Origin of the sequence: Shewanella waksmanii ATCC BAA-643 (genome assembly GCF_000518805.1) — a bacterium.
Taxonomy (GTDB): domain Bacteria; phylum Pseudomonadota; class Gammaproteobacteria; order Enterobacterales; family Shewanellaceae; genus Shewanella; species Shewanella waksmanii.
This window is the reverse complement of the sequence record NZ_JAEH01000011.1, coordinates 1-23,735: the sequence shown is the minus strand read 5'-3', so window position 1 is coordinate 23,735 and position 23,735 is coordinate 1. Positions and strand designations below refer to the sequence as shown.

General features: G+C 43.8%; 20 protein-coding genes. 5 read left to right on the top strand and 15 right to left on the bottom strand.

Features of this window, described 5'->3' with window-relative positions; all coding sequences use genetic code 11:
* Window positions 1-46 precede the first annotated feature (46 nt).
* Window positions 47-1,555: a tryptophan halogenase family protein gene (locus tag L865_RS0107035; protein WP_028772588.1), complete on the top strand. Its 1,509-nt coding sequence runs from the start codon at window positions 47-49 to the stop codon at window positions 1,553-1,555.
* Here L865_RS0107035 and L865_RS23285 read toward each other — a convergent pair.
* On the bottom strand, window positions 1,552-3,069 hold the full coding sequence (locus L865_RS23285; protein ID WP_037470716.1) for a tryptophan halogenase family protein: 1,518 nt from the start codon (window positions 3,067-3,069) through the stop codon (window positions 1,552-1,554). The two genes, L865_RS0107035 and L865_RS23285, sit on opposite strands and share 4 nt — an antisense overlap.
* 132 nt (window positions 3,070-3,201) lie before the next feature.
* Window positions 3,202-5,925, bottom strand: a complete 2,724-nt coding sequence (locus L865_RS0107025) for a TonB-dependent receptor (RefSeq protein ID WP_028772587.1) — start codon at window positions 5,923-5,925, stop codon at window positions 3,202-3,204.
* Window positions 5,926-6,364: 439 nt separating this feature from the next.
* Between L865_RS0107025 and L865_RS0107020 the strand changes: the two genes are divergently transcribed.
* Window positions 6,365-7,378: a LacI family DNA-binding transcriptional regulator gene (locus L865_RS0107020; RefSeq protein WP_028772586.1), complete on the top strand. Its 1,014-nt coding sequence runs from the start codon at window positions 6,365-6,367 to the stop codon at window positions 7,376-7,378.
* 96 nt (window positions 7,379-7,474) lie between these two features.
* Here the strand turns inward: L865_RS0107020 and L865_RS0107015 are convergent, their stop codons facing one another.
* Window positions 7,475-7,813: a P-II family nitrogen regulator gene (locus L865_RS0107015; RefSeq protein WP_028772585.1), complete on the bottom strand. Its 339-nt coding sequence runs from the start codon at window positions 7,811-7,813 to the stop codon at window positions 7,475-7,477.
* A 222-nt stretch (window positions 7,814-8,035) separates the two neighbouring features.
* On the opposite strand from L865_RS0107015, the gene L865_RS0107010 reads away from it, so the two are divergent.
* Both L865_RS0107010 and L865_RS0107005 read left to right on the top strand, forming a co-directional pair.
* Window positions 8,036-8,548: a GspH/FimT family pseudopilin gene (locus L865_RS0107010; RefSeq protein ID WP_028772584.1), complete on the top strand. Its 513-nt coding sequence runs from the start codon at window positions 8,036-8,038 to the stop codon at window positions 8,546-8,548.
* 117 nt (window positions 8,549-8,665) lie between these two features.
* Complete coding sequence (locus L865_RS0107005; protein ID WP_051484494.1) at window positions 8,666-9,205, top strand: GspH/FimT family pseudopilin; 540 nt, start codon at window positions 8,666-8,668, stop codon at window positions 9,203-9,205.
* A gap of 32 nt (window positions 9,206-9,237) precedes the next feature.
* Here the strand turns inward: L865_RS0107005 and L865_RS0107000 are convergent, their stop codons facing one another.
* From L865_RS0107000 to murJ, 12 genes are all read right to left on the bottom strand, one after another.
* Window positions 9,238-9,525, bottom strand: coding sequence for a TapY2 family type IVa secretion system protein (locus tag L865_RS0107000; protein WP_028772582.1), 288 nt, complete (start codon window positions 9,523-9,525; stop codon window positions 9,238-9,240).
* Window positions 9,522-9,914 (bottom strand): type IV pilin protein, encoded by a 393-nt coding sequence (locus L865_RS0106995; RefSeq protein ID WP_028772581.1) that lies wholly within the window; start codon window positions 9,912-9,914, stop codon window positions 9,522-9,524. Before L865_RS0106995 ends, L865_RS0107000 begins: the two co-directional genes overlap by 4 nt.
* A 36-nt stretch (window positions 9,915-9,950) precedes the next feature.
* Window positions 9,951-13,490 carry a pilus assembly protein gene (locus L865_RS0106990; RefSeq protein ID WP_425423622.1) on the bottom strand — a complete coding sequence of 1,180 codons (3,540 nt, stop codon included), beginning with the start codon at window positions 13,488-13,490 and terminating at the stop codon, window positions 9,951-9,953.
* Entirely contained in the window at window positions 13,490-13,927 is a 438-nt protein-coding gene (locus tag L865_RS0106985) for a pilus assembly PilX family protein (RefSeq protein WP_028772579.1), read from the bottom strand. Before L865_RS0106985 ends, L865_RS0106990 begins: the two co-directional genes overlap by 1 nt.
* Before the next feature lie 12 nt (window positions 13,928-13,939).
* On the bottom strand, window positions 13,940-14,923 hold the full coding sequence (locus L865_RS0106980; protein WP_028772578.1) for a PilW family protein: 984 nt from the start codon (window positions 14,921-14,923) through the stop codon (window positions 13,940-13,942).
* Complete coding sequence (pilV, locus tag L865_RS0106975; RefSeq protein WP_051484493.1) at window positions 14,924-15,478, bottom strand: type IV pilus modification protein PilV; 555 nt, start codon at window positions 15,476-15,478, stop codon at window positions 14,924-14,926. It lies immediately after the preceding gene.
* A 226-nt stretch (window positions 15,479-15,704) separates the two neighbouring features.
* Complete coding sequence (gene ispH, locus L865_RS0106970; RefSeq protein ID WP_037470713.1) at window positions 15,705-16,658, bottom strand: 4-hydroxy-3-methylbut-2-enyl diphosphate reductase; 954 nt, start codon at window positions 16,656-16,658, stop codon at window positions 15,705-15,707.
* A 2-nt stretch (window positions 16,659-16,660) separates the two neighbouring features.
* The gene (gene fkpB / locus L865_RS0106965) at window positions 16,661-17,083 is read right to left on the bottom strand and encodes an FKBP-type peptidyl-prolyl cis-trans isomerase (protein ID WP_028772575.1); all 423 of its coding nucleotides are present in this window, start codon (window positions 17,081-17,083) and stop codon (window positions 16,661-16,663) included.
* Window positions 17,084-17,086: 3 nt separating this feature from the next.
* Entirely contained in the window at window positions 17,087-17,614 is a 528-nt protein-coding gene (gene lspA, locus L865_RS0106960; RefSeq protein WP_028772574.1) for a signal peptidase II, read from the bottom strand.
* 13 nt (window positions 17,615-17,627) lie between these two features.
* On the bottom strand, window positions 17,628-20,450 hold the full coding sequence (gene ileS / locus L865_RS0106955; protein WP_028772573.1) for an isoleucine--tRNA ligase: 2,823 nt from the start codon (window positions 20,448-20,450) through the stop codon (window positions 17,628-17,630).
* Between the two features lie 32 nt (window positions 20,451-20,482).
* Window positions 20,483-21,418 (bottom strand): bifunctional riboflavin kinase/FAD synthetase, encoded by a 936-nt coding sequence (gene ribF / locus L865_RS0106950; RefSeq protein ID WP_028772572.1) that lies wholly within the window; start codon window positions 21,416-21,418, stop codon window positions 20,483-20,485.
* Window positions 21,419-21,483: 65 nt separating this feature from the next.
* Window positions 21,484-23,043, bottom strand: a complete 1,560-nt coding sequence (gene murJ, locus L865_RS0106945; protein ID WP_028772571.1) for a murein biosynthesis integral membrane protein MurJ — start codon at window positions 23,041-23,043, stop codon at window positions 21,484-21,486.
* Window positions 23,044-23,290: 247 nt separating this feature from the next.
* Here murJ and rpsT point away from each other — a divergent pair, with 247 nt between their 5' ends.
* Complete coding sequence (rpsT, locus tag L865_RS0106940; RefSeq protein ID WP_028772570.1) at window positions 23,291-23,557, top strand: 30S ribosomal protein S20; 267 nt, start codon at window positions 23,291-23,293, stop codon at window positions 23,555-23,557.
* The last annotated feature ends 178 nt before the right edge of the window (window positions 23,558-23,735 follow it).

The following is a 23,735-nucleotide window of genomic DNA, read 5'->3' as shown; positions in this document are numbered from 1 at the left end:
CTTCTCTTATTATCTCTGTTAGATAGTGCTGTTTGAGGACCAAAATATGTCGATGACCACGCAAGTCCCACGCTCAATATTAATTGTTGGTGGTGGGACAGCAGGCTGGATGGCTGCAACAAGTTTGTTAGCCGCTTGGGGGGATAATACAAAAATCACCTTAGTAGAGTCGGAAGATATCGGCATAATTGGTGTAGGTGAAGGGTCAACCCCTTACCTAAAACAGTACTTTTCTCACTTAGGCATAGAAGAAAAGGAATGGATGACAGCTTGTGATGCCACATATAAGGCGGGTATCACCTTTCCAAACTGGTCAACAGTAAAAGGATATGAAAGCTATTTTCATCCTTTCTTTTCTCAATTCGATCTAAAACCTGCAGAGATGTTCTTTCATAATTGTGGACTGCGAAGAAGAGGACATGAAGCAGATGTTCACCCAGAAAACTATTTCGTTGCTTCACAGTTAGTTCAGTTAAAACATTCTCCAATTACTAACCAATCACTACCATTCGATATTGATTACGGTTACCACTTTGATTCAGGAAAACTAGGTAGCTTTTTAAAGCAACGAGCAAAACAACTTGGATTACACCATGTCATTGATCATGTGGCTGAAGTGATAACGAATCAACAAGGTGAGGTCGACCGAGTACAATGTAAAAAATCGGGGGCATTGACCGCCGATCTCTATATCGATTGTACTGGCTTTAGCAGTTTACTATTGGATAAAGCCCTTAAAGTACCGTTTCAAAGTTTTAGCCGTAGTCTATTTAATAACGCGGCCATTGCGATACCTTCAGAAGCGATCCCTTTAGATAAGATAACACCACATACGGTTTCGACAGCATTGACTAATGGTTGGGCATGGGAAATCCCGTTAACAAGCCGTGTCGGCAACGGCTACGTCTACAGTGATGCTTTTCAAAGCGCCGACAGTGCAGAGCTTGAACTGAGACAAAAACTCAATTTGGTCGATGCTGACGTTAATGCAAAACACCTAAAAATGAAAGTTGGAAGAGTCGAAAACCATTGGCACAAAAACTGTCTTGGAGTCGGCCTATCCCAGGGGTTTATCGAGCCACTAGAGGCTACGGCACTGATGCTAATCCAATTTACCCTAGAAAAGTTTATTGCCAGAGTGAATGCCAAACTTGATCAAGCCAAACAACAGCAGCAGTACAACGACGAAATCAATGCAACTTTCGATGGAGTTAAAGATTATATTGTTGCCCATTACAAACTAAACTCACGGTCTGATAGCGATTATTGGCATGCATGTAGAGAAGACAGCATCATTTCAGATACTCTCGCGGAACTCATACATACCTGGGACAGTGGTGCGGACTTTGAACAAGTATTAACTAAATATAAGCAAGAGTTAGTCTACCTTAGGCCTTCGTGGTACTGCATCTTAGCAGGAATGGGTCGCTTCCCTGAAAATGCAGCACCGACAAACATAGCTGGACCAACCGCCCAAGCGCTTGCTTACTGTGAAAAAATGGCTAACCAGTATTTCGTGAATCATGAAAAACAACTGACTAAAATACACCGCTAGTCATTGCTTGCTGCTTTCTGACTGTCGATATGTTGTTGATGATCAACATAACGACTCGCCTCGACTTCACAAGCTTGTTTGGCTTTCTGGTGGTTTCGTGCAGCGATACGTGAGCCACGCTTTGAGACTGGATTGAAATGGCCCATGCCCGCCAAAATGCAATACCATGATGTTTTAAAGTAAGCTTGATTATGCAAGTTATCACGCAATACGGCATCGAAAGAACCAGTGGAAATCCAACCGTTGATGATGTTTTTCAGCGAAGTTGACATTACTGGGTTGTCGCGACATTCTCGCCAATAAGGGGAGTCTACTCTGCTATTTAGTAGGTAGTGAGCTTGTAAATAATCTCGAGTACCATCGATTAGGTGATTGACCTCTTCATTAAATATTGTCTGATATTGATTTGTAAACTCGCCTGTTTCAAAGTACTTTACGAACTGCTCAAGGGTCTGCTGAATCACATTTAACATTGGCGCTTCAAGAGGTTCTAAAAAGCCCTGGGAAAGGCCTATAGCAACACAATTTCCTTTCCAATGATTGCTGACTCTGCCTACCTTCCATTGTAAGTGCAGTGCTTTAGCATCTTTACTCGCGTCACCTAAATGTGCTCTTAGTTCTGTTTCAGCTTGTTCAGCGGTTATATGCTCGCCACTATACACATAACCATTACCAAAGCGATTGGCTAAGGGGATCTTCCAAGCCCAGCCAGCGCTCAATGCTTGCGAAACTGTTTCAGAAGATAACGAATCTTGTTGCGACAGCGGAGTTTGAATAGCGACTGCCCGGTTGTTGAATAAATAGTGACTATAGTCTTTGAGCTGCTCACCCAATGTTTGCTGTATTAATAAACCTTTAAAGCCTGAGCAATCAACAAAAAAATCACCATAGACATGCTCTCCTCCGGCAAGAATCAGCCTATCTATATTTCCTTTATTGTCACCAACAACTTCAACGACCTTATCATCGACATGTTTTACTCCACGACCTGTGCCGATGCGCTTTAAGTAACGTCCTAATAGCTCAGCATCAAAATGGTAACCGTAATCTAACCGCTGCCCTTTCGATACCTGGCTTATCGGTGCACGACATTGCCTAGCCAAAGCGGACGTGACGAAATAGTCATCTGGGTGAGCATGAGTATCCATGCCTTCTCGGCGAAAGTTAGCGTTATTAAAAAAATGTTCTACCTGAGCAGTATCAACGTGAGAGTAAAAAGGATGAAAATAGTTATCGTAACCAGTCTTAGTAGACCAATTGGGGAAGCTTATTCCACATTTGTAGGTTGCATTAGCCTCTGGCATCCATTCGGACTCGCTAACATCAATGGAATCGAAAAAGCTTTGGATAAAAGGTGTTGTCCCTTCGCCAACCCCGACGGTCCCCTCTACCGTCGACTCTATCAATGTTATTTCTACACCCAAACCTTGCCAGCGTTTGTGCATCAAATTAGCTGTCATCCACCCGGCTGTTCCACCACCTAATATAACGATTTGCTTTGGAATATTCTTCATTCTAGTTGTTTCCATTAATTAACAAAAAGTACTGCATTTTATAGAGAAAGCTCAGTTACAGATTAACCTTGCAGATAAAAAAGCCAGTCTATTGACTGGCTTTTTCGCTCAATACTTACAACCCCTATATCTTTATAGGCGGAAGCTAGCACCTAAGTAGAAACGACGTCCGTTTGCACTTTGAGTACCGCCTAAGCGAGCACCATCAGACTCACGAATGTAGTAGTTTTCCCAAATTTCGTCAGTTAAGTTAAGTGCTTCAAACTTAATAGTTAACCAATCAGTTGCATTCCAGCTAACTTGGGCATCCCACTGCTGTTGCGCATCGCGGTAACGGTTACCAATCTCAGTTTGAGCAATGAAGTATTCGCTACGATAGTTGTAGTTAATACGTGCACTGAACAAGTCATTTTCGTAGTAACCACCGATGTTATACGAATTCTTTGAGGTGTTAGGTAGCTCAACATAACGGTCAACAGTTGTTGCGCCAGTGATATTACCGTCTGCATCTGTAACTGTTGCAGCTTCAGTGACTTTCGCGTCAGCTACATCAGTGTATGTGTAGTTAGCATAACCACCGAAACCATTTTCAAATGCGTGCTGTAGTTGGAACTCAACACCGTCAATTGAAGTATTACCACCATTAACAGGAGTACTTAGCTGGTCAATTTGCTGGCCATTAATCTCTTGAGAAACAGTAGTCGTATAGATGAAGTTATTAATGTCTTTCTTAAACGCAGTCACACCAAGAATAGACTCTGGAGTGAAATACCATTCTGCACCCATTTCATATTGCGCAGCTGTTAGAGGCTCAAGGAATGGGTTACCTGCAGAACCAGAACTCGTTTCAGGAGTAAGGTTAACAGCCGGTGCTAGTTGGAACGGTGCTGGACGAGTTAACGCACGGCTCGCTGCTGCACGCAAAATAACATCATCAGCTAGATCATAAGCAACATTTAAGCTAGGTAGCCATTCACTGTACTCATTATCAAACGATACAGCTTCGCCACTATTGACATCAGTACCTGAAGAAGTTGAATCAGTCGTCACATAACGTAAACCTACGTTACCGCGTACACCTTCAACATCGAACTTCGCCATGGCATATAAAGCAGAGATTTTCTCAGAAACATCAAATGAAGATGCACCTTCGAAAACATTCGAATTACGACATAGATCAGTGCTTGTCGCTGTACACTCAGAGACGTCATAAAGTGCTTGATACATTAGATCGCGATCTGGCATGAAATAGCTTTGGCTTGGGTTACTTGTGTTAGCGTGAGCTACATTAACCATATCGCCTTTCCAAAACTCACTCGCCGCACCTAAGCTACCTTCACCTGTTGGTGCTAGACCTTGAAGGTCAGTCTTCCAACGGTTTTGCTCCATTGAGCGGTCACGGTACTTACCACCAACCTTAATTTCGTTTACGCCACCAAAATCAACAAACCAAGAGTAATCTAACTGAGCATAAGTCTCTTTATCTGTCGTTTCGTTCAACTGATCAAAAATACCGCCTAACCACATCTCATCACCTGGGTTTGCCAACCATGGGCTAGCAGAAGTGAAGTCGATTGCTGGTGCAGTACCACCTGGGTTAGTGAAATCAAAAGAAGCACGAGGATCAGTAGCATCTACCCAAAATTCAGTGAAGAAATCACGGTTTGTGCCTTTACCTTCAGTGGTACCGATTTGCCAGTGCAGCTTACCAGAATCTAGTGACCAGTTACCTTCGAAATCGGCGACATAAGTCGACATTTCTGAGCCATCGCGGAAGATGTTATCGTATGCCATATGACGAGCCCAACCTGGGCGATGGTCAACACCAGTAACATCCAGAGACTCAACGATGCTGTTGTCTACAGTACCTGGGTTAGTATCTTCGCCAAGGAACGCCACACCACGGAAAGGAATACCGATAAGGTTTGAGTTAACGTTATCAGCTTTCATGGTCGAGCTCATGTAGTGCAGCGCCATGTCTAAATCATCAGTTGGTGCCCACTGTGCTGTAATGTCATAACCAATACGTTCACGCTCTTGCTCAAACAGCGCAGAACCAATACCCCAAGGTGTTGCCCCTTTTTCGTCTGCTCCTGCTGGCGCTTCCATTAATGGATCAATACGTTCAATTGAAGGTCCGAACCAACCGAAATCCTCTGTCGTTTCACGACGAACTGAACGATTTTGTAGCGATGCTGAAACTAGGATACCGAATGATTCTTCTTCGTTTTTCCAGCTGTATAGACCAGATAGACCTGGGTCAACCTCTTCTGAAAGGTCACCATATTGACCTTCAACAGAACCGTGGAAAGTGTTTGCTTCTAGGTCTAAAGGTTTACGAGTACGTAAAATAACCGTACCACCTAGCGCACCTTCGTCGATATCAGCTTGAGAAGTTTTATATACTTCTAGACCCGCAACCATTTCTGATGCAAGCAATTCGAAGTTAAAGTTACGCGTCGCATCAGATAAAACAAACCATTGGCTAGTACCTACAGCCTGGCCATTAAGCAACGTTAAGTTTTGATCTGGCTGAACACCACGAATGGTTACACCTTGACCCTCACCAAAAGTACGGTCAATCGTAATACCAGGAATACGTGCTAGTGTTTCTGCTACGTTTTTATCAGGAAACTTACCGATATCTTCAGCGCTGATCGCATCAACTGTTCCTTCTGAAAAACGTTTGGTATTCAAATTCGCTTGTTGCGAAGCTCGAATACCACGTACTTCAATTTTTTCAATGTTATCATCAGCACCAACTTCGGCGGCGGTGACTGATACTGACATTGCGCCACTCATCAAGAGCGCAATATTCGTCGCTAGTAGAGTCTTCTTAAAATTAGATGGTCGCATCTCGTTTCCCTTTCATAACTTTCTATTATTTTATTTTTTAGCGCCGCCAACTGACTTCTTAACAAAATGACAACGCTGTCATGTCGCAGTACAAACATTACACAAGAATTAACAGTTGCGCCACAAGAAAATAACCATCAGACTCAATTTCTTGCTCGATTGAACATTTTTTTTACAGGTTTTTTAATTAACGAACTTTGTTAAATTATTGTAAAATAAAAACATACACCAAAAAGACCGAACAAACTTTCGAATATAAGTAATACTCAAATTAAATTTGATTATTGCTAAATAGAATAAAAGTTCGCACTATAGTCGCACTGAAATGATAAAAATTGCCTGTAAATTGACAGTTCACTGGTGACAAAATCGCAATATGTAACATGCGCAGATAAGCATTTGCATCTGCATTACAGCTAAAAAGATGAGTGTAGGTTTGATGAAAGTAACAATAAATGACGTAGCTAAACATGCTGGTGTCTCAATTAAAACCGTATCAAGGGTCACCAACAATGAGCCTTCGGTAAAGCAAACCACAATAGACAAAGTTAATCAGGCTATTGAAGCACTAAACTATCAACCTAACGTTGCAGCGCGTAACTTGGCCGGCACAAAATCCTATGTGATTGGTTTTGTCTATGACAACCCCAATGCTTACTATGTCATTGATATGCAAAATGGTATTTTGTCGTCATGTAAGGCCGCAGGTTATGAATTATTGATTCACCCCTGCGATGCAAAGTCGGCTAATATCTGTGAAGAATTGACAACACTGGTTAAGCAAGCGCGGCTGTCTGGCTTGGTGCTGACTCCGCCACTATCTGAAGACCCAAAAGTGCTCAATGCACTAGATGAAGCCAATGCAAATTATGTACGTATCATCGCCGGTGAGAAAGCCCCTGAACAAGAAGGGATTGCCGTTTTGGTCAATGACCGCCACGGTGCAATTTCAATTACGCAGCACCTAATTGATCTTGGCCATAAATCAATTGCGTTCTTAAGCGGCGATCATCAACATGAATCAACCAAAGAGCGTCTAGCAGGCTTTAGACAAGCAATGCAGAACAACCACCTATCAGTGAATGAGCAGTTTATCGTCCCGGGTCAATATTCATTTGAATCAGGTGTAGAAGGCGCGCGTAGCTTATTAGAGCAAGCAGATAAGCCGACCGCAATTGTTGCTTGTAACGATGAGATAGCTGCTGGGGCATTATTTGCCGCACGCTTGGAAGGAGTTGATATCCCGGGCCAACTTTCTATCGTCGGCTTTGAGGATAGTCCATTTTCAAGGCAAACTTGGCCTAAACTCACCACAGTTCACCAACCCAATGAACGCATAGCACAAGTGGCAACAGAGTTGTTGATCGCCAAAAAATCAAACATTAAATCAGATACGGGTCGAGTATTTGTTCCAGAGCCGGTAATACGAGACTCTACCAATCACCCTACTTAGTCAAAACTAAATAGAGCATTCAGTCAATGAAAACAAAAAGCCGCTAATAAATATTAGCGGCTTTTTTAACTCATACTCTGCGACTTGTTCTGTAAACTATACCGCTTCTTCGTTTTCTTCACCGGTACGAATACGAATGACTCTTTCAATATCCGTAACAAAAATCTTACCATCACCTATCTTACCGGTTCTAGCAGTATCAACGATAACTTCGAGTGCTTGCTCGACTTGCTCATCTTGAACCACCAGCTCAATCTTAACCTTAGGCAAAAAGTCCACCATATATTCAGCACCACGGTAAAGCTCTGTATGGCCTTTCTGGCGGCCAAAGCCTTTAACTTCTAATACCGTCATGCCAGTGATACCAATTTCAGCCAGGGATTCTCTTACATCATCTAATTTAAACGGCTTAATGATGGCCTCTACCTTTTTCATTTACAGCTCCTAAATTGTTCGCATAACGGGTTGAATAGCCACTAGCTTACCACGGGCATTAAATTGCCTAAAGGCATAAATACAGCCACTTACCTCTGTTTTAGTTAGCAATCCAAATCGAATAAATCTTAGCGGCAACATCAGCAAGCTCGTCTATACTTCAAATCAGGCGACAATTTTGCCGCCAGTGCAGGATGCACGACAACTTTTCAAGGATTGAAAATGAAACTTTCTACTGGATTTAATCTGGTTGAGTTGATGACAACCCTAGTGATAGCCATCACCTTGGTTAGTATCGCTCTACCATCGTTAACGGATCTCTACCAGGCTTATCGTGCGAATATGGCCATACGCACAATTCAAAGTACTCTCATGCTGGGACGTAATGCAGCGATAAGCTATGGCGCACGAGTTACAGCCTGCCCTTTGACCGACGGCTATTGTCATAACGACTGGCAGCAAGGCATCACCCTTTTCATAGACTCTGGTGAACCTAATGTCATCGACGGCCAAGACCAAATATTGCTAACCAGCGACAGTTTCCATGAACATGATTTCATTTTGTACAATCGTGCAGTAATACGCTTTCAACGAGATGGACTAGCCTCAGGAACGAACGGGACACTTTCTTATTGCCCTTCAAGCCGAACCAGCCCTTTTTCACAGGCCGTTGTCATCAATCAGGCTGGTCGCATACGTTTCTCGACTAAAAATAACATCGACTGCTTAGATTAGTGCGTACAGCGTCAATTTGTAGCAGCTTGCCAATTAATTGGCTCGAAAAAGCTCCTATACAGAGCTGTAAAACCGTGTAATCTCACATATACTTAACAGGATAATTGGGAGATATATATGCGACGGTTGCAGCAGGGTTATTCAAGTAAATGGTCACAGGGCTTTACGTTAGTAGAGCTGATGGTCACTATGGTCATTGCCATAATTTTGATAACCGTTGGCGTACCGTCCATGAAAAGCATGTATGAAGCTTATCGAAGCGAGGGGGAAGTTCGTCGCATCCAGCAGTCATTACTTTTGACTAGGAACTATGCGGTAAGTTACGGTTCGCGAGTCACTATGTGTCCCACAGCAAATGCAGGGTGCGGTACCGATTGGAGCGCTGGTTATCATATTTTTATTGATGGTGGCACAGACAATAGCATCGATGGGACTGATGAAGTTTTACAGCAATTTGATGCATTCAACACGAGTGATTTTGTCACTTTTGACGGTAATGCTATTAGCTTTACCCCAGATGGACTCGTTGCAGCTAATTCAACATCAGGTACTTTTGTGTATTGCCCAGGCAGTAAAACAAGTGAAGAGTCTCGGGGCATAACCATTTCGGCATCAGGCAGAATACAGTTTGAAACCGGAGCAGTTGATTGCAACTAATTTAATCACTAATTGAACGAAGTGCCGTGCTGTCAACGAACCATAGTTTTGTCTAATCGTTGCGCATTTGCATTAGCAAAGCTTTTATAATCTAGCTGGCATTCCATCACTTTTTTTACATAATTCGATTTGAGTTTTTTGCCTTGAAAAGTCTGACCGACAAGCGCTTGTTCTTGCCTTTTGGCATCTGCGATTTTCCAGCGGAAAAACATTAGCGTCTCTCCTTCAGTCGTTTCTACAAAGCACTTGTAATCACCTTTCTCTTCAGCAGCTACAGCCGATGAAAAAGCTAATATCAAGCTAATCATAATAATCTTCATTGCCAACACTCCTTTGGCGACTTCACCCCTGCACTCGTCACACTAATGGTTGCACAAGCGGTATCTCTAGCAGCTTGTTTACCTAAAGCTGTAGCCGTCACCGTAAAGCTTGTGGTGCCACTTGAGTCAACACTATAGTGTTCATGTTCAGTTTTAAGAGGATCAGCCGTCAAACCTAAATCAGTCATATCTTCAGTATAAATACGGTTATCTAGATAAAATTGCTCTTGCAGGTTAGCCACGCGCATCACCGCCGCATGGCCTTCTGCACGACCACTTACAGTAACGTACTCAGTATATGATGGGTAAACAATTGCCGAAATTATACCGATAATAGCGACAGCAACCATCAACTCCACTAACGAAAAACCACGATTTAATTTGCTCATTTCATCCTTTACTTAGGTTATCTAGCTTCAAAACAGCTATTCGTCTATGTGGTAGTATATTTTGTTAACACCCAAACCAGCCCCCACATTAATAGTACCAGTATACTCCCCATCAGCTCCCTTCTCTCCTTTACCGACACCAATAATGTAAATGTAAGGATCTTCACCGGAATCAGGAGCTGGTATCACAATTTGTGGTGTATCAGGTACACGTTCACCTAATTCGTAAAACAAGGTATCATGAGTTCGAGTGCCTTTATGCAAATCAAACACATACAATCGACCTTCACCAGAAACCGTACAAAGTTCATCCGATAATTCTTCGGTAGGTGGCACGTAAGAGGTAAAATAAACTTTACCATCAACAATCAAGCCTGCCGTTAAACTCTTTTCACCAGACCCCGTAAAGTCGTAGTACCAGCCCAGCTTCTTACCAAAAGCAATATTCTCGCTATCAGTATCTGGCGCCTTGCTGGTCACGTTATATAGGTCATTTAATGCAATGGTTGCAGGAATTGGGTTTTCACTGCCATCAAAGCTACGAGTAATAACATTACGATCTTGCAATACGTAATACATATCTTCCGTTGCAGTACTTGTAGGATTTGGACGATTGCCACTGCCGACACTCACAGCATCATATGGAACATTTTGATATGTCTTGGTTGTTGTGGAACTATCACCTTCTGGTGTCGATTCCGTTACCGTCACTTCAGAAATATTGCTAAATACAGTTTGAGCTACAACAGGCTCCGCAAAGAACCGCCTATCATTAGCCGCAGTTCCCCCACCTAGAGAGGCAAATTTAAACGCCGTCCATGTTGTCTTGTCACTACTGGGTAAATCCATTCGCCATACATTGCCCCCTGTATCGGTTGCATAAATTCTGTCAGTTGCACCATCACTATTGCTATCCAGTACCGCAACAGAATTGGGAATGCTATCGCTGATCCCTGGTAACGGTGTAATACCAGAACCTGAGCCCGCACCAAAGGTATGTATTAAGGAGCCTGTTTTTGCATCAACGATATACACCGTTCTACCTAAAGGACTGGAGTTTGGTGTTGTATCGTAAGTTACATCATAACCCCCACCAATGATTAGCACAGGATCATCATTGCCAGGAATAAAGGTAACGACGGGCTCTGACCAACTTTGTCCCAATTCAGCAAAACCATCTGAATCCGGGTCAATCTTCCACATCAGGCTAGGATTATCTGGACTGGTAATATTCACCCCGTAATAAGATGAACCACCACGTCGCATACCGGCAAACACCCAAGCCTGTTCAACTCCGCCACTACCAGTTTTGACATAAGCTACAGGCGATGCATCCATACCATAAATGCTATGTCCTCCAGAAGACAGGTTATCTCTTAGCTTAGTGACGTTGGGTAACAACTCATAGGGGAGAAACGCCCAAGATTCAGTAACGCTAGAATCGTTATCTTGGAACATGTGTAACAAACCTTGGTTTGTTCCTAAAACGATACGTATATCAGGGCTTGCTGGAGTGCCAAAGTTAATCGCTAACGGTTTAGAATGTAACGGATCTCCCATAATGTCATTACGAATTTCAGTGGAGTTTTGATTTTCATTCTCATCGTCTACATCAACACCTTCGAGCCAAGCAATGGATTTTGCTACTTCAGACTCAGTAGTATTCATATACGCCGCCAGTCCGGCTAAATCCCCTCCTGCAGCATTAGAAACACTTAAAGCTTCAAGTGCGCCTCCTGACCCCGTATTACTTATGATGTTTCGTTCAGACATAGCTCGCATGGTCTCTGCTACGCCACCTTCTTCAACCTTGTTGCCGTCACTACCACTTGTACACTTTGACCAATAGGTACAAGCCGTTGGCTTAATGTTGCCAGAGTCAGCAATCGCGTTGTTATTGTTTTTGTCTACGAGAGTTCCACCAGAAGTCACCTTCAACTTTTTCAGGTTACCACTCCAACGAGGTCCTTTTCCTGGTAAAAACATGGCGTAGTATGCCGCATCAAAGGTTTGCGTACGGTCAAAGTTATTGCTGGCAATACTGGGGGAAGTAAAGCTTGAATCAATCTCCAAAATCGAACTCAGCGCGTCTGACAAAGCACTACTTAACTCCAAACTATCTTGAGCAGCGAAATACTTGCCACCTCCACGTTTTGCCGTTTCTATTAATAAGGGCGCAGCATCATCTGCACCACTACTGAACCCAATAGTAAACGTTCTTACTGTTTGCATTGGGTTGTCACCATTACGATCTTCTTTATCCACTAAATCATTTTGAAACATATAACTAGCCAAAGCTGGCATGTAACTATCAGCCCAGCCGTTATAAGTTCTAGCATAATAAGCAGAGTAATCTCCTAACGGATCCGCTCCTGAAGTCAGCGTCTGTACATAGCCATTAGCGTCAGAATCATTTGAAGGCGCTCCATCAGTAACATAAATAACATAGGCAATATCTGGACAAATTTTCAAAGGTGAATCATAAGTACCGCCACCCTCAACCTCCGCTTTAATATCATAAGCAGGCGAACTACTATCTTTATGACCAAATTTAACGGTAGCTCCGGCAAAATACTGATGCGCTTCAACTAAGGTTTCACATAACGGCGTCCATGTTTCAGCGTCTAAAGAGTTAATCTTGGTCAGTATTGAATCTCTTGCTGAGTCACCATCTACAGTACCTACGGTCATATCTGTGATACCGGCAACTATACGTCCCCCATCGCGGTCATAACCGTTACTGTTGTTATTAAAGACCGCTAAACCAAAATCAATGGAGGGGGTGGTGTTAATCACATCTGAAATTGCTTTCTTTGCGATATCGATACGTTTTTTAGAAACTTGTGGAATGTCACCGGCTTGCGTTTGCTCGTACCATCTTAGGTAATTGTCTGTGTACAAAGTCACCGACTCACCTTGGCCAATTTTGGTTTGTTTTGCGGCTGCTAGAGCTCCATCCCACGCAGCATCAGACGCACTTGAAACATGGTTGTAAGGGATGTTTTTCTTATTCTCCCGCTTACCATCAACAGGAAAACCAGCTGTTCCATAATCGCTCGAGTTGATAGGATCTTCAATCTCAATGTCTTCCCAACACTCAATTATTCGGCTTTGACTCAATGAGCGATTAGTGCGTAACTCTTGCCAGGTACCGGTTTTGTTTTTACTGCGATATTCACTTACATGACCTTTAAAAGTCCCGAATTGCGCAAGTAAATGCCAACTTTGATGGCAACCATTGTACTTAGTATAAAAACGGCTATCCGAACCAAGTGCTGGCGGCTCACTATTCACACCTTTTGAAAAGTAGACAATATCCTTAAACCCATCACCAGAGTAGTCATAGCTTGGATCATAGTCAGAATCGTAGCCTGGTGGTGGAATATAGTCAGGATCGGGTACATTTTCATAGGTATCCATACTTCCAGAGTTATCAAAAATAATAAGAACTTTAGGCCTCACCCCGGTTCGCGCTGAAGACTCAAAAACATAGAGCTCTGTATCATCGGCGAACGTCACGCCTGAAGCTGTGACAACCGCAAATAAAAGTGCGATTAAAAACTTGTTAAACATAATTAACTCCCAGTGAGAACTTCTTGCTCTACACCTGCCACTACAGTAAGTTGCCCCAGATTGCTACGACCAAATGCAGCAGCACTAGATACCTCAACACGTCGGCAACTAATCAAATTTGCGGAACTGGCTTTCGTGCTTCGTTGACAGCTAACATCTTGGACATTCAATGGGGCTAATGTATTGGTGACATCACTCCCCAATGTATTGTCGACAGTCGTCATCGTTGCATTCATATTGGCCATGGTTGCGCCGGCTGCAGTAGATAAAACACGCGCCTGTGCCCCATGAGCTGCTGCCATAGCCTCGACTCGCTCAGAACCTGCTCCAGCCATTCGCATCGACTGGCTGGAATTCGTCGCTAAAGCTACACCAATCACTGTCATAATCAGTAAGCCTATAAGCGAAAAAAATAACACCATGCCCTGTTGTTTATTCATAAATGTAACCAACTAATTTCTTATCATTACTGGGTTTTCAAGTACGATAGTACTCGACACAACCTTACGCCTAAAGTTATCCCCAGGCGCTGCAATCGTTTTATCACCCAAAGTATATTGAGTGTTATTGGTATAACTACGATCAGCTTCAGTTGACCTAACCAACAAAAAGATTCTCATAGAAACCAGACGTTGAAATAGTTCATTATCCCACATCAACGTTGTAACATTCTGTACTGGCATATAGGTATCTGCCGTATCGTCACCATCATTATCAAACCCATATAGAATGCGCATATTCTCTATACCTTCGACTAGCTGCTCTTCATTGTTCATGCCATTATTGACCGATAGAGTCCGTCTGCGTAACACGGGAATATCACCATCATTGCGAATAAAATATATATGATGTTGATACTCCCAAAATCTACCATTAGCTAGTACCGGTGTAGCCTGAGCTCCGGTAAAAAATATTGCTTGGTTAGCTGTCGCGCCTATGTAGTAACGTGTAGGGTTATTTGGTGCTAATGTGCTTGGCCCGAGTAAACGCTTAACCTGAATGACATCAGTGCCAGTCTCGACACCATTTAAACAAGCAAAAGATTGAGCACTAACGCCGGCTTCATAACCCCATAAGCGGCGAAAATGAGCCGGTTGGTTATTGGGTAGTGTTGCGTTATTAAGGCCAGCACCAATACAATCGTTACCAACTGCACCAGCCAAAACCTGAGTATTACTGCCAAGCACAAAATCTGTTCCGGTCATATCTGCCATAAAGCCTAGTTGGGTGATATCTCGCTCTATCAACGCTAAACCTATACGGCCACTTTCTTGCAGCTGACTAAACTGACTAGTCGTTGTCACATTGGTGGCTGACATATTGAACATGGCGAACACACCCGCAGCTAAAAAAAGACTAGTCACCATTGCCACCATCAACTCAACTAATGACATGCCTGCCTGGCGAATAATCGCTTGTCTGTGCGTTAATCCCATTTATATAATTACCGTGTTCAAAACAAAAATTCGGCGCCGATCACTCGCCGTACCGCAGCCTTTAACAAAGCTGCTATCATTATTTGCTGCACCATCAGACACCTCACGAATACCGCGCCATGCCATCACTACCGTTACCGTGCCATTACCTTGCACCGAAACACAGGCTGTTGGGGTATCCAATCCACCGACATTTCTGCCCCCAACTTGCTCAGCAGCGCCAGTAAATAATTGCTCCCACTGATACAGATCCCATTGCCGAGTTTCTGTCGTTGTGCATATCGCATTCGCTGCCACCGCAACATCGCATGATTTTGCCGGCTCAGAAAGGTTGCCAGAATAACTCCCCGCATAGTTTGCTAGCTCATTGCGATTTAGCTTCATGCGATTAATGACATCGTTGGCATAATAAGATGCCTGGGTTTGCTGAAAAGACTCAAAACTGCCTCGTTTCGCAACCACATGTAAGTTAAAAACACCGACTAAACCAATGACTAAGATCACTAACGCTACCATGACCTCAATTAAGGAAAAGCCTCTGCCATTTTGAACCATGAGTGTCAAACCCTCTGAAATCGTCACATTTTTGACTACAAAAAAGTGATTTACCCTTTAAAAATCTTAATCTTAGCTATATTTATGCTGTATTAGTTAATCATAGATGAGTCAGATGTTACACGCTAGTAATATTAGTGTCTAAAAATCTAATTCATTAGATCCAGACTAAATTTTAAGCAATAAAAAAGGAGCCATATGGCTCCTTATTTGGTTGGGCAAGTCACTACCTTAATTCGGCAGGTACTTCAAAAACCGTATCTTCTTTACGGCCTTCAACTTCAACAATAGTACTTGGTGCAAGCTGAGCAATAGCATCAATCACTTGTTTAACCAACACTTCTGGCGCAGAAGCTCCCGCGGTAACAGCAACTTTGGAGATACCGTCAAACCAATTTGAATCGATATCATCGGCATTATCGACTAAATAGGACTGAGTGCCCTTCTTCATTGCCAACTCTTTAAGCCGGTTAGAGTTAGAGCTATTTTTCGAACCTACAACAATGAAAAGATCCACATTGTTGGCCACGTTTCTTACCGCATCTTGGCGATTCTGCGTGGCATAACAGATATCATCCTTGCGTGGACCTTTAATTGAAGGGAAACGTTTCTGCAAAGAAGCAATCACATCGGCAGTATCATCCATCGACAAGGTCGTTTGGGTTACAAAACACAAGTTATCAGGATCTTTAACCACCAAGTTAGCCACATCTTCTGGTGACTCAACCAGTAAAACCCCACCTTCGGGGTTATCGTACTGACCCATAGTCCCCTCAACTTCAGGGTGACCGGCATGACCAATTAAAATGCACTCAATACCTTTGCGGCTTGCGCGAGTCACTTGTAAATGCACCTTAGTGACCAATGGACAGGTTGCATCAAACACCTTCAATCCACGAGATTTAGCTTCTGCTCTCACCGCTTGTGATACACCGTGAGCACTAAAGATGACAATACTGTCATCGGGCACTTGATGTAGCTCATCAACAAACACCGCACCGCGATCTTTTAGGTTTTGCACCACATAACGGTTATGAACCACCTCGTGACGCACATATATCGGCGGCGAGAATAGCTCAAGTGCACGTTCAACAATGCTGATAGCCCGATCTACGCCCGCACAAAATCCCCGTGGATTAGCAAGCTGAATTTGTAAACTGCCTTGCTGTTGACTCGCCATAATTACAATACCTCTACGACTTCAAGCTCAAAAGTCACCTTGCGGCCAGCCAAAGGATGATTAAGATCAACAGTCACCGAGTCACCCGCAACGTCCCTCACTATCCCCGGAATCTCACTGCCACCAGGGCCACCGAAACTGACGATAACCCCTTCTTCTAAGGTCATGTCTGCTGGAAACTTACTGCGGTCTAGATGATGAATAGCATCAGGGTTTGACTCACCAAACGCATCAGCCGGCTCTAACGTAAACTGATGCTGATCGCCGACGTTAAGATTGGCAAGCTGGGCTTCAAACGCAGGGCTTAGGCTTTCATCACCAATATTGAGTCTTGCAGGTTTACCTGAAGCCTTGGTGCTATCAGCTGTTGAACCATCTTCAAGCACAATGTTCATATGACACACTAATGAACGAGGGTTTGTCATGTCCTACTCCTTTGCCGCTGGCTTGTCAGCCCTAGCCGCTTGCTTATCTTCGCGTTCAGTTATAAACGAATCAATAATAATTAACGCTGCACCAACACAAATCGCTGAGTCAGCAATATTAAATGCGGGAAAGTGGCTTTTGTTCCAGTAAAAATCAAGGAAATCCACCACAAAGCCATGCTGTAAACGATCAATTAGGTTACCAAGCGCGCCGCCAATCACTAGGGTGTAAGCCAGGTTTAGGCGCCACATGCTGCTAGGCTGTTTACGCAACCAAATTGTCAGCAAGGTACTGAAGCCCACAGCAACAAAGGTGAACAGCCAACGTTGCCATCCACCAGCATCACTTAAGAAGCTAAATGCAGCACCGTAATTCCTAACGTAGGTAAAATTAAAAAACGGTAGCAATTGAATTGACTCGTACAAGTCAAAACTTGCCAGAACCCATTGCTTGGATAGTTGGTCAGCAACAAACACCAACACCACTATCCAATACCAACGCAAGCCACTCTCTTTCCAATTAGCTGGCATTTACATGGCTTCCTTAGGCAAACTGACGAACTTCGCCGTCACCTTCAATATTGGTTACACAGCGAGTACACAGAAGTGGATGCTCAGTCACCTGCCCCACATCTTCGCGGTGATGCCAACAGCGATCGCACTTTTGTGCGGTTGATTTTTCAACGAGCAGCTTGAGCCCTTCAAGCTCAGTCGCTACCGCATCGTCCCCTGCTTGTGCTAAAGGCACAACCTGCGTGTTCGATGTCAACAATACAAAGCGCAACTCATCGCCTAGCGTCGCTAACGACTCAGCAAGTTCTTCATCAGCAAACAAGGTCACTTCGGCTTCTAGCGAGCCACCAACGCGTTGCTCACGTCTTGCCTGCTCAATACTCTTATTCACTTCATCACGTACAGTGATAAGGCTCTGCCAATAATCATCACTTAAGTCAGACTCTAAAGTGATTGATTGTAGGCCGTCATACCATTGCTGAGTAAACACATATTGTTCGCGCTCACCAGGCAGTAACTGCCAAATTTCATCAGCAGTAAAACTTAGAATTGGCGCAATCCAACGTACCATCGCTTCAGCAATCAGATACAAGGCACTTTGACAAGAACGACGCGCAACGCTGTCACTCTTGGCCGTGTACTGACGATCTTTAATGATATCAAGGTAGAAACTACCTAGCTCCACCGAGCAGAACTGCATTAATTTTTGCGTAACTAGGTGGAAGTTATATTGCTCATATGCTTCTAGAATCTCTGTTTGCAGTGTGGCTGCGCGGCGCACAACCCAGCGATCTAATGCCACCATATCTTCAACAGCGACCATATCCGTTTCAGGGTTGAAACCGTTTAGGTTAGCTAATAAGAAACGAGCGGTATTTCGGATACGACGATACGCATCAGCACTGCGTTTTAGAATCTCGTCAGAGACTGTCATTTCGCCGCTGTAATCGGTCGCAGCAACCCATAGGCGCAGGATATCAGCCCCTAATTTGTTGGTCACTTGCTGAGGAGCTATCACATTGCCCACTGACTTCGACATCTTTCTGCCTTGGCCATCGACGGTGAAACCATGGGTCAACACTTGTTTGTATGGCGCCTTGCCGTTCATCGCCGTTGAAATCATCAATGATGACATGAACCAACCGCGATGTTGATCGCTACCTTCAAGGTACAAATCGACACCATGGCCATGATATTCAGGACGTGCAGCAACGACTGATGAGAAAGTCGAGCCAGAGTCATACCACACATCCAAAGTATCAGTCACTTTACGGTATTGCTCAGCTTCATCGCCAAGCAGCTCTGCGCTATCCATGTCCCACCAAGCCTGAATTCCTTCTTGCTCGATGCGGTTGGCAACCCGCTCCATAAGTGACACGCTATCTGGGTGTAACTCTTCAGTTTCGCGGTGAACAAATAGTGTAATTGGCACGCCCCATGTACGCTGGCGTGAAATACACCAGTCTGGGCGGTTCTCAACCATCTTCTCAATACGACTTTGTCCCCAATCAGGAATCCATTGAGTTTGCTCAATCTCTTTTAACGACTGCGTACGTAAACCTTTATTGTCCATTGAGATGAACCACTGCGGCGTCGCACGGAAAATAATTGGAGTCTTATGACGCCAGCAATGTGGGTAACTATGACGATATGCCACATGATTGAGTAGCGCGCCTTTTTCTTCTAACAGGGCAACCACATTGTCATTGGCTTTAAAAACATGCTGACCAGCAAAAAACTCAGTGTCAGACTTGTATACACCGTTGTCACCAACAGGATTAGCCACTTCTAGGCCATATTTCTGACCAATCACGAAATCGTCTTGACCGTGACCTGGCGCGGTATGAACCACACCAGTACCAGAATCGATAGTGACATGATCACCAATAATCGCTGGCACATCAAAGCTATAAAACGGGTGATTAAAGCGCATGAGCTCAAGCGCCTGGCCTTGAACTGTTCCCAGGACCTTGTGGCTTTCAGCGCCATAACGCTCCAGGCATGACTCAACCAACGCCTGGGCAACCACGATGGCCACACGTTGGCCTTCTTTAACAAATTCGACGAGGTCATAATCAATGTCACCTGCTAATGACAAAGCGCGGTTAGCTGGCAGTGTCCAGGGCGTGGTGGTCCAGATAACCATCGACACATCAATATCCAATGCCTCAACACCAAACTTGGCTAGCAGTGCAGGTTTGTCGACAGCAGTAAAACCAACATCAATTGCAGGTGAAGTCTTATCTTCATATTCAACTTCTGCTTCAGCCAATGCCGAACCACAATCAGCACACCAATGCACAGGCTTAACACCTTTATGCAAGTGGCCACTATCAATTACTTTAGCTAGTGAGCGAACAATATTAGCTTCAGTATCAAAGTTCATTGTGAGATAGGGATTTTGCCAATCACCAAGTACACCTAAGCGAATGAAGTCATCACGCTGACCATCGACTTGCTTAGCAGCATATTCGCGACATTTCTGGCGGAATTCACCGGCGGTCACTTTATGGCCTGGCTTACCCACTTTTTGCTCTACTTTTAGCTCAATCGGCAGACCATGGCAGTCCCAACCAGGGATATACGGCGCATCGAAGCCAGACAGGGTCTTTGACTTTACAATGATGTCTTTAAGAATTTTGTTAACAGAGTGACCAATATGAATACTGCCGTTAGCATACGGCGGGCCATCGTGAAGAATAAATGGTTTTGCGCCTGTGCGGCTTTCACGGATCTTTTGGTATAAACCATTCTTAGTCCATGATTTCAACATTTCTGGCTCACGTTTAGCCAGGTTACCGCGCATCGGAAAATCAGTTTCCGGCAAATTTAATGTAGATTTATAGTCGCTCATTGATCCTATACCATTTATTTAGCTAAAAGAGCTCAGCCTGCATCAAAGCCAAGCAGAGCTTTGGCTCTGTCAGCATCATTTTTAATCTGTCGTTTCAGCGCATCTAAAGATTTAAATGGCTGTTCATCACGAATCTTCGCCACCAATTCAACCTCAACAGTTCGACCATACAGATCACCATCAAAATCAAATAAGTGGACTTCTAATTGACAAGTCTGGCCATTCACTGTGGGTCTAAACCCCACATTAGCCACACCTTCGTATACGTCGCTGTCATGCCAATGTAACTTGACCGCAAACACGCCTCTTACCGGTGATACTTTGCGTTTCAACGCAATATTCGCGGTAGGAAAGCCTATGGTTCGACCAATTTTTTGGCCGTGTGCTACGCGCCCCGATAAAGTAAAGGGATGACCGAGCAATCGTCTTGCTTGTTCTAAATTGCCTTTGGCCAGTAGTTGACGAATTTCTGTTGAACTCACTCGTTTGTCGCCCAACAAAAAACTCTGCGTACTGACGACTGCAAAGCCAAATTGTTCACCGGCTCGTTTAAGCATGTCAAAATTGCCTTGGCGATCACGGCCAAAACAGAAATCATCTCCGACCACCAAATACCGCACACCGAGCTTGTTGACCAGTAGCTGCTCAATAAACTCTTGTGCAGGCATGTTGGCCAACTTTTTATTAAAGTTCGCACAAAGCAATCGCTCAACACCCAGCTCATCTAATAAGCTCATCTTGTCACGTAACAAGCTCAATCGTGCTGGCGCGCTATCACCGCGAAAAAGTTCTTGCGGTTGTGGCTCGAAGGTCATCAAACAAGCTGGAACTTGAAATTGTTCGGCCTTTTTTACTAGTTTACTAATCACTTCAGCATGACCACGATGCACCCCATCGAAATTACCGATAGTGAGCACGCAACCATGATGTGTTGGCAAAATATTGTGTATGCCGCGGATCAGTTCCATTACATTCAATAACTAGCAAGCATAAGTTGGCGGATTATATACCAGCTAGACGCGAGAATCAGCACTCAAAAGCCAGCTTTCAGTTTCCAAGGTCGAATTCCCATCAAAATCATCGCCAAAAGATACACAAAAGCCCCAGCAAAGATCAGCCCAAACAGCCAGTAAACCCGCACTAGAAAGCTAAAATCTACCCATTGACTAATAGGTGGAACAAATTGATATATAAACAAAACCATGGCAGCAGATGCTAATACGGTTTTAGCAAAGAACATTAAGGTTTGGCGAGTAACTCGGTATACACCCGCTTTATGCAAACCGCGATATAATAAAGTTGCATTAAGTAGCGCCGATAGCGAGGTGGCGATGGCTAAACCAACATAGCCAAACGGAATAGCGAAAATTAGGTTAAATACCATATTGCTCACCATCGCAATAATGCCGTAGCGAACCGGAGTTTTAGTATCTTGGCGTGAATAATAGCCGGGCGCTAGCACCTTAATCAGCATAAAACTCAGTAAACCGCTGCCATAGGCCATTAAACTGTATGAGGCCATTTCAACATCATCGAAGCTAAAGGCACCACGCATAAACAGTACCATTAACATAGGTTTTGCTAGGATGATTAAGCCACACATCGCGGGTAGCCCTAGCAATAAAATCGCTTTAACCCCCCAATCCATGGTGTGCGAGAACCCCTCACTTTGTTCATTAACATGCTTTTTTGATAACGCAGGCAGAATCACTGTCGCAATGGCAATGCCAAATAACCCCAATGGAAACTCAAGCAGTCTGTCTGAGTAGTACAGCCAACTGATTGAACCTGTTACCAAGAAACTGGCAATAAACGTATCAAGCAATAAGTTAATTTGTGAGACCGACACACCAAACAGCGCAGGAATCATCAAGGTTCTAATTTTAACCACGCCAGGGTGATGCCAGCCCCAACTTGGTTTTACCAGAGCGCGCTCGCGATAAAGAAATGGAATTTGAAACAAAAACTGGATTAATCCACCCAAAAATACGCCAGTCGCTAAACCAATTTCTGGTCGGGTCATATTGGGGGCGATATACAGTGCAGCCGCAATGATAGCAACGTTAAGAAAAACGGGCGTAAACGCCGATACCGCAAATCGACCCCGAGTATTGAGAATCGAGCCAGCCAACGCCGTAAAAGTGATAAACCATAAATAGGGGAAAGTGATTTTCAACATCAAAGAGGCGAGTTCGAACTTCTCTCCATTGGGCTCATCATTAAGCCAAGCTAAAAACCACCCGCCACCAAACAAAGCTGTTAATAGCGGAGAGCCAATCACCCCGAGCAAGGTGACTATCGTAACGACTAAACCTAAAGTACCCGCTACTTTGCTCAGTAAAGCACGCACTGCTTCATCAGTTTGTTTTTGCTGATACTCTGTTAATACGGGGACAAATGCTTGGGCAAAAGCCCCTTCGGCGAACAATCGGCGTAAAAAATTAGGAATTTTGTTAGCAAAAAAGAATACATCAGCACTGCTTCCGGCCCCCATTAGGTTGGCAATAACCACATCTCTAACTAAACCTAATACGCGCGAAATCAGTGTCATAGCACTGACGATCATCCCTGACTTAAAAAGTTTCTTGCTCAAAATGCCCCCAGACAAGTGCAAAAAAAGGTTGGGCAAGCGTCTAGAAAAGTGGATTTCCCCCTGTTGCCTAGCCTCAAATACTGCTAGAATTACGCCCCATATTACACGAGTTGGGTTGAGAAACGCCAAGTATGAGCGATTAATTTATCTTTAAGATAAAGTTTCGATCATTGTCATTGACAAAGTGACAAAAAAAGGGCATATTCCTCGACCTTTAAAAATATCTAACCCTTTTAGGAGTTGCACCTTGGCTAATAGCAAGTCTGCAAAGAAGCGCGCGCTTCAATCTGAAAAACGTCGTCAGCACAATGCTAGCCGTCGTTCAATGTTACGTTCTTACGTGAAAAAAGTTATCGCAGCTATCCAAGCTGGCGATCACAAAGCGGCTACTGAAGCATTTAATGCTGCACAACCAATCGTTGACCGTATGGCGACTAAAGGCCTTATTCACAAGAATAAAGCTGCACGTCATAAGGCTCGTCTAAACGCAAAAATTAAAGCACTAGCTGCTTAATTTTTCGTATAGCGAATTAAAAAAACCGGCTTAAGCCGGTTTTTTTATGTCTGCTGTTTTATACCAATCAATTATCTTATACCAATCAGTATAAACATTTAGTCACTCAGTGAGAATTTAGCGGTTCTGAGGCAAGGTCCTTAAATGCTCCTGCATTAATGACATTCACCACATCCAT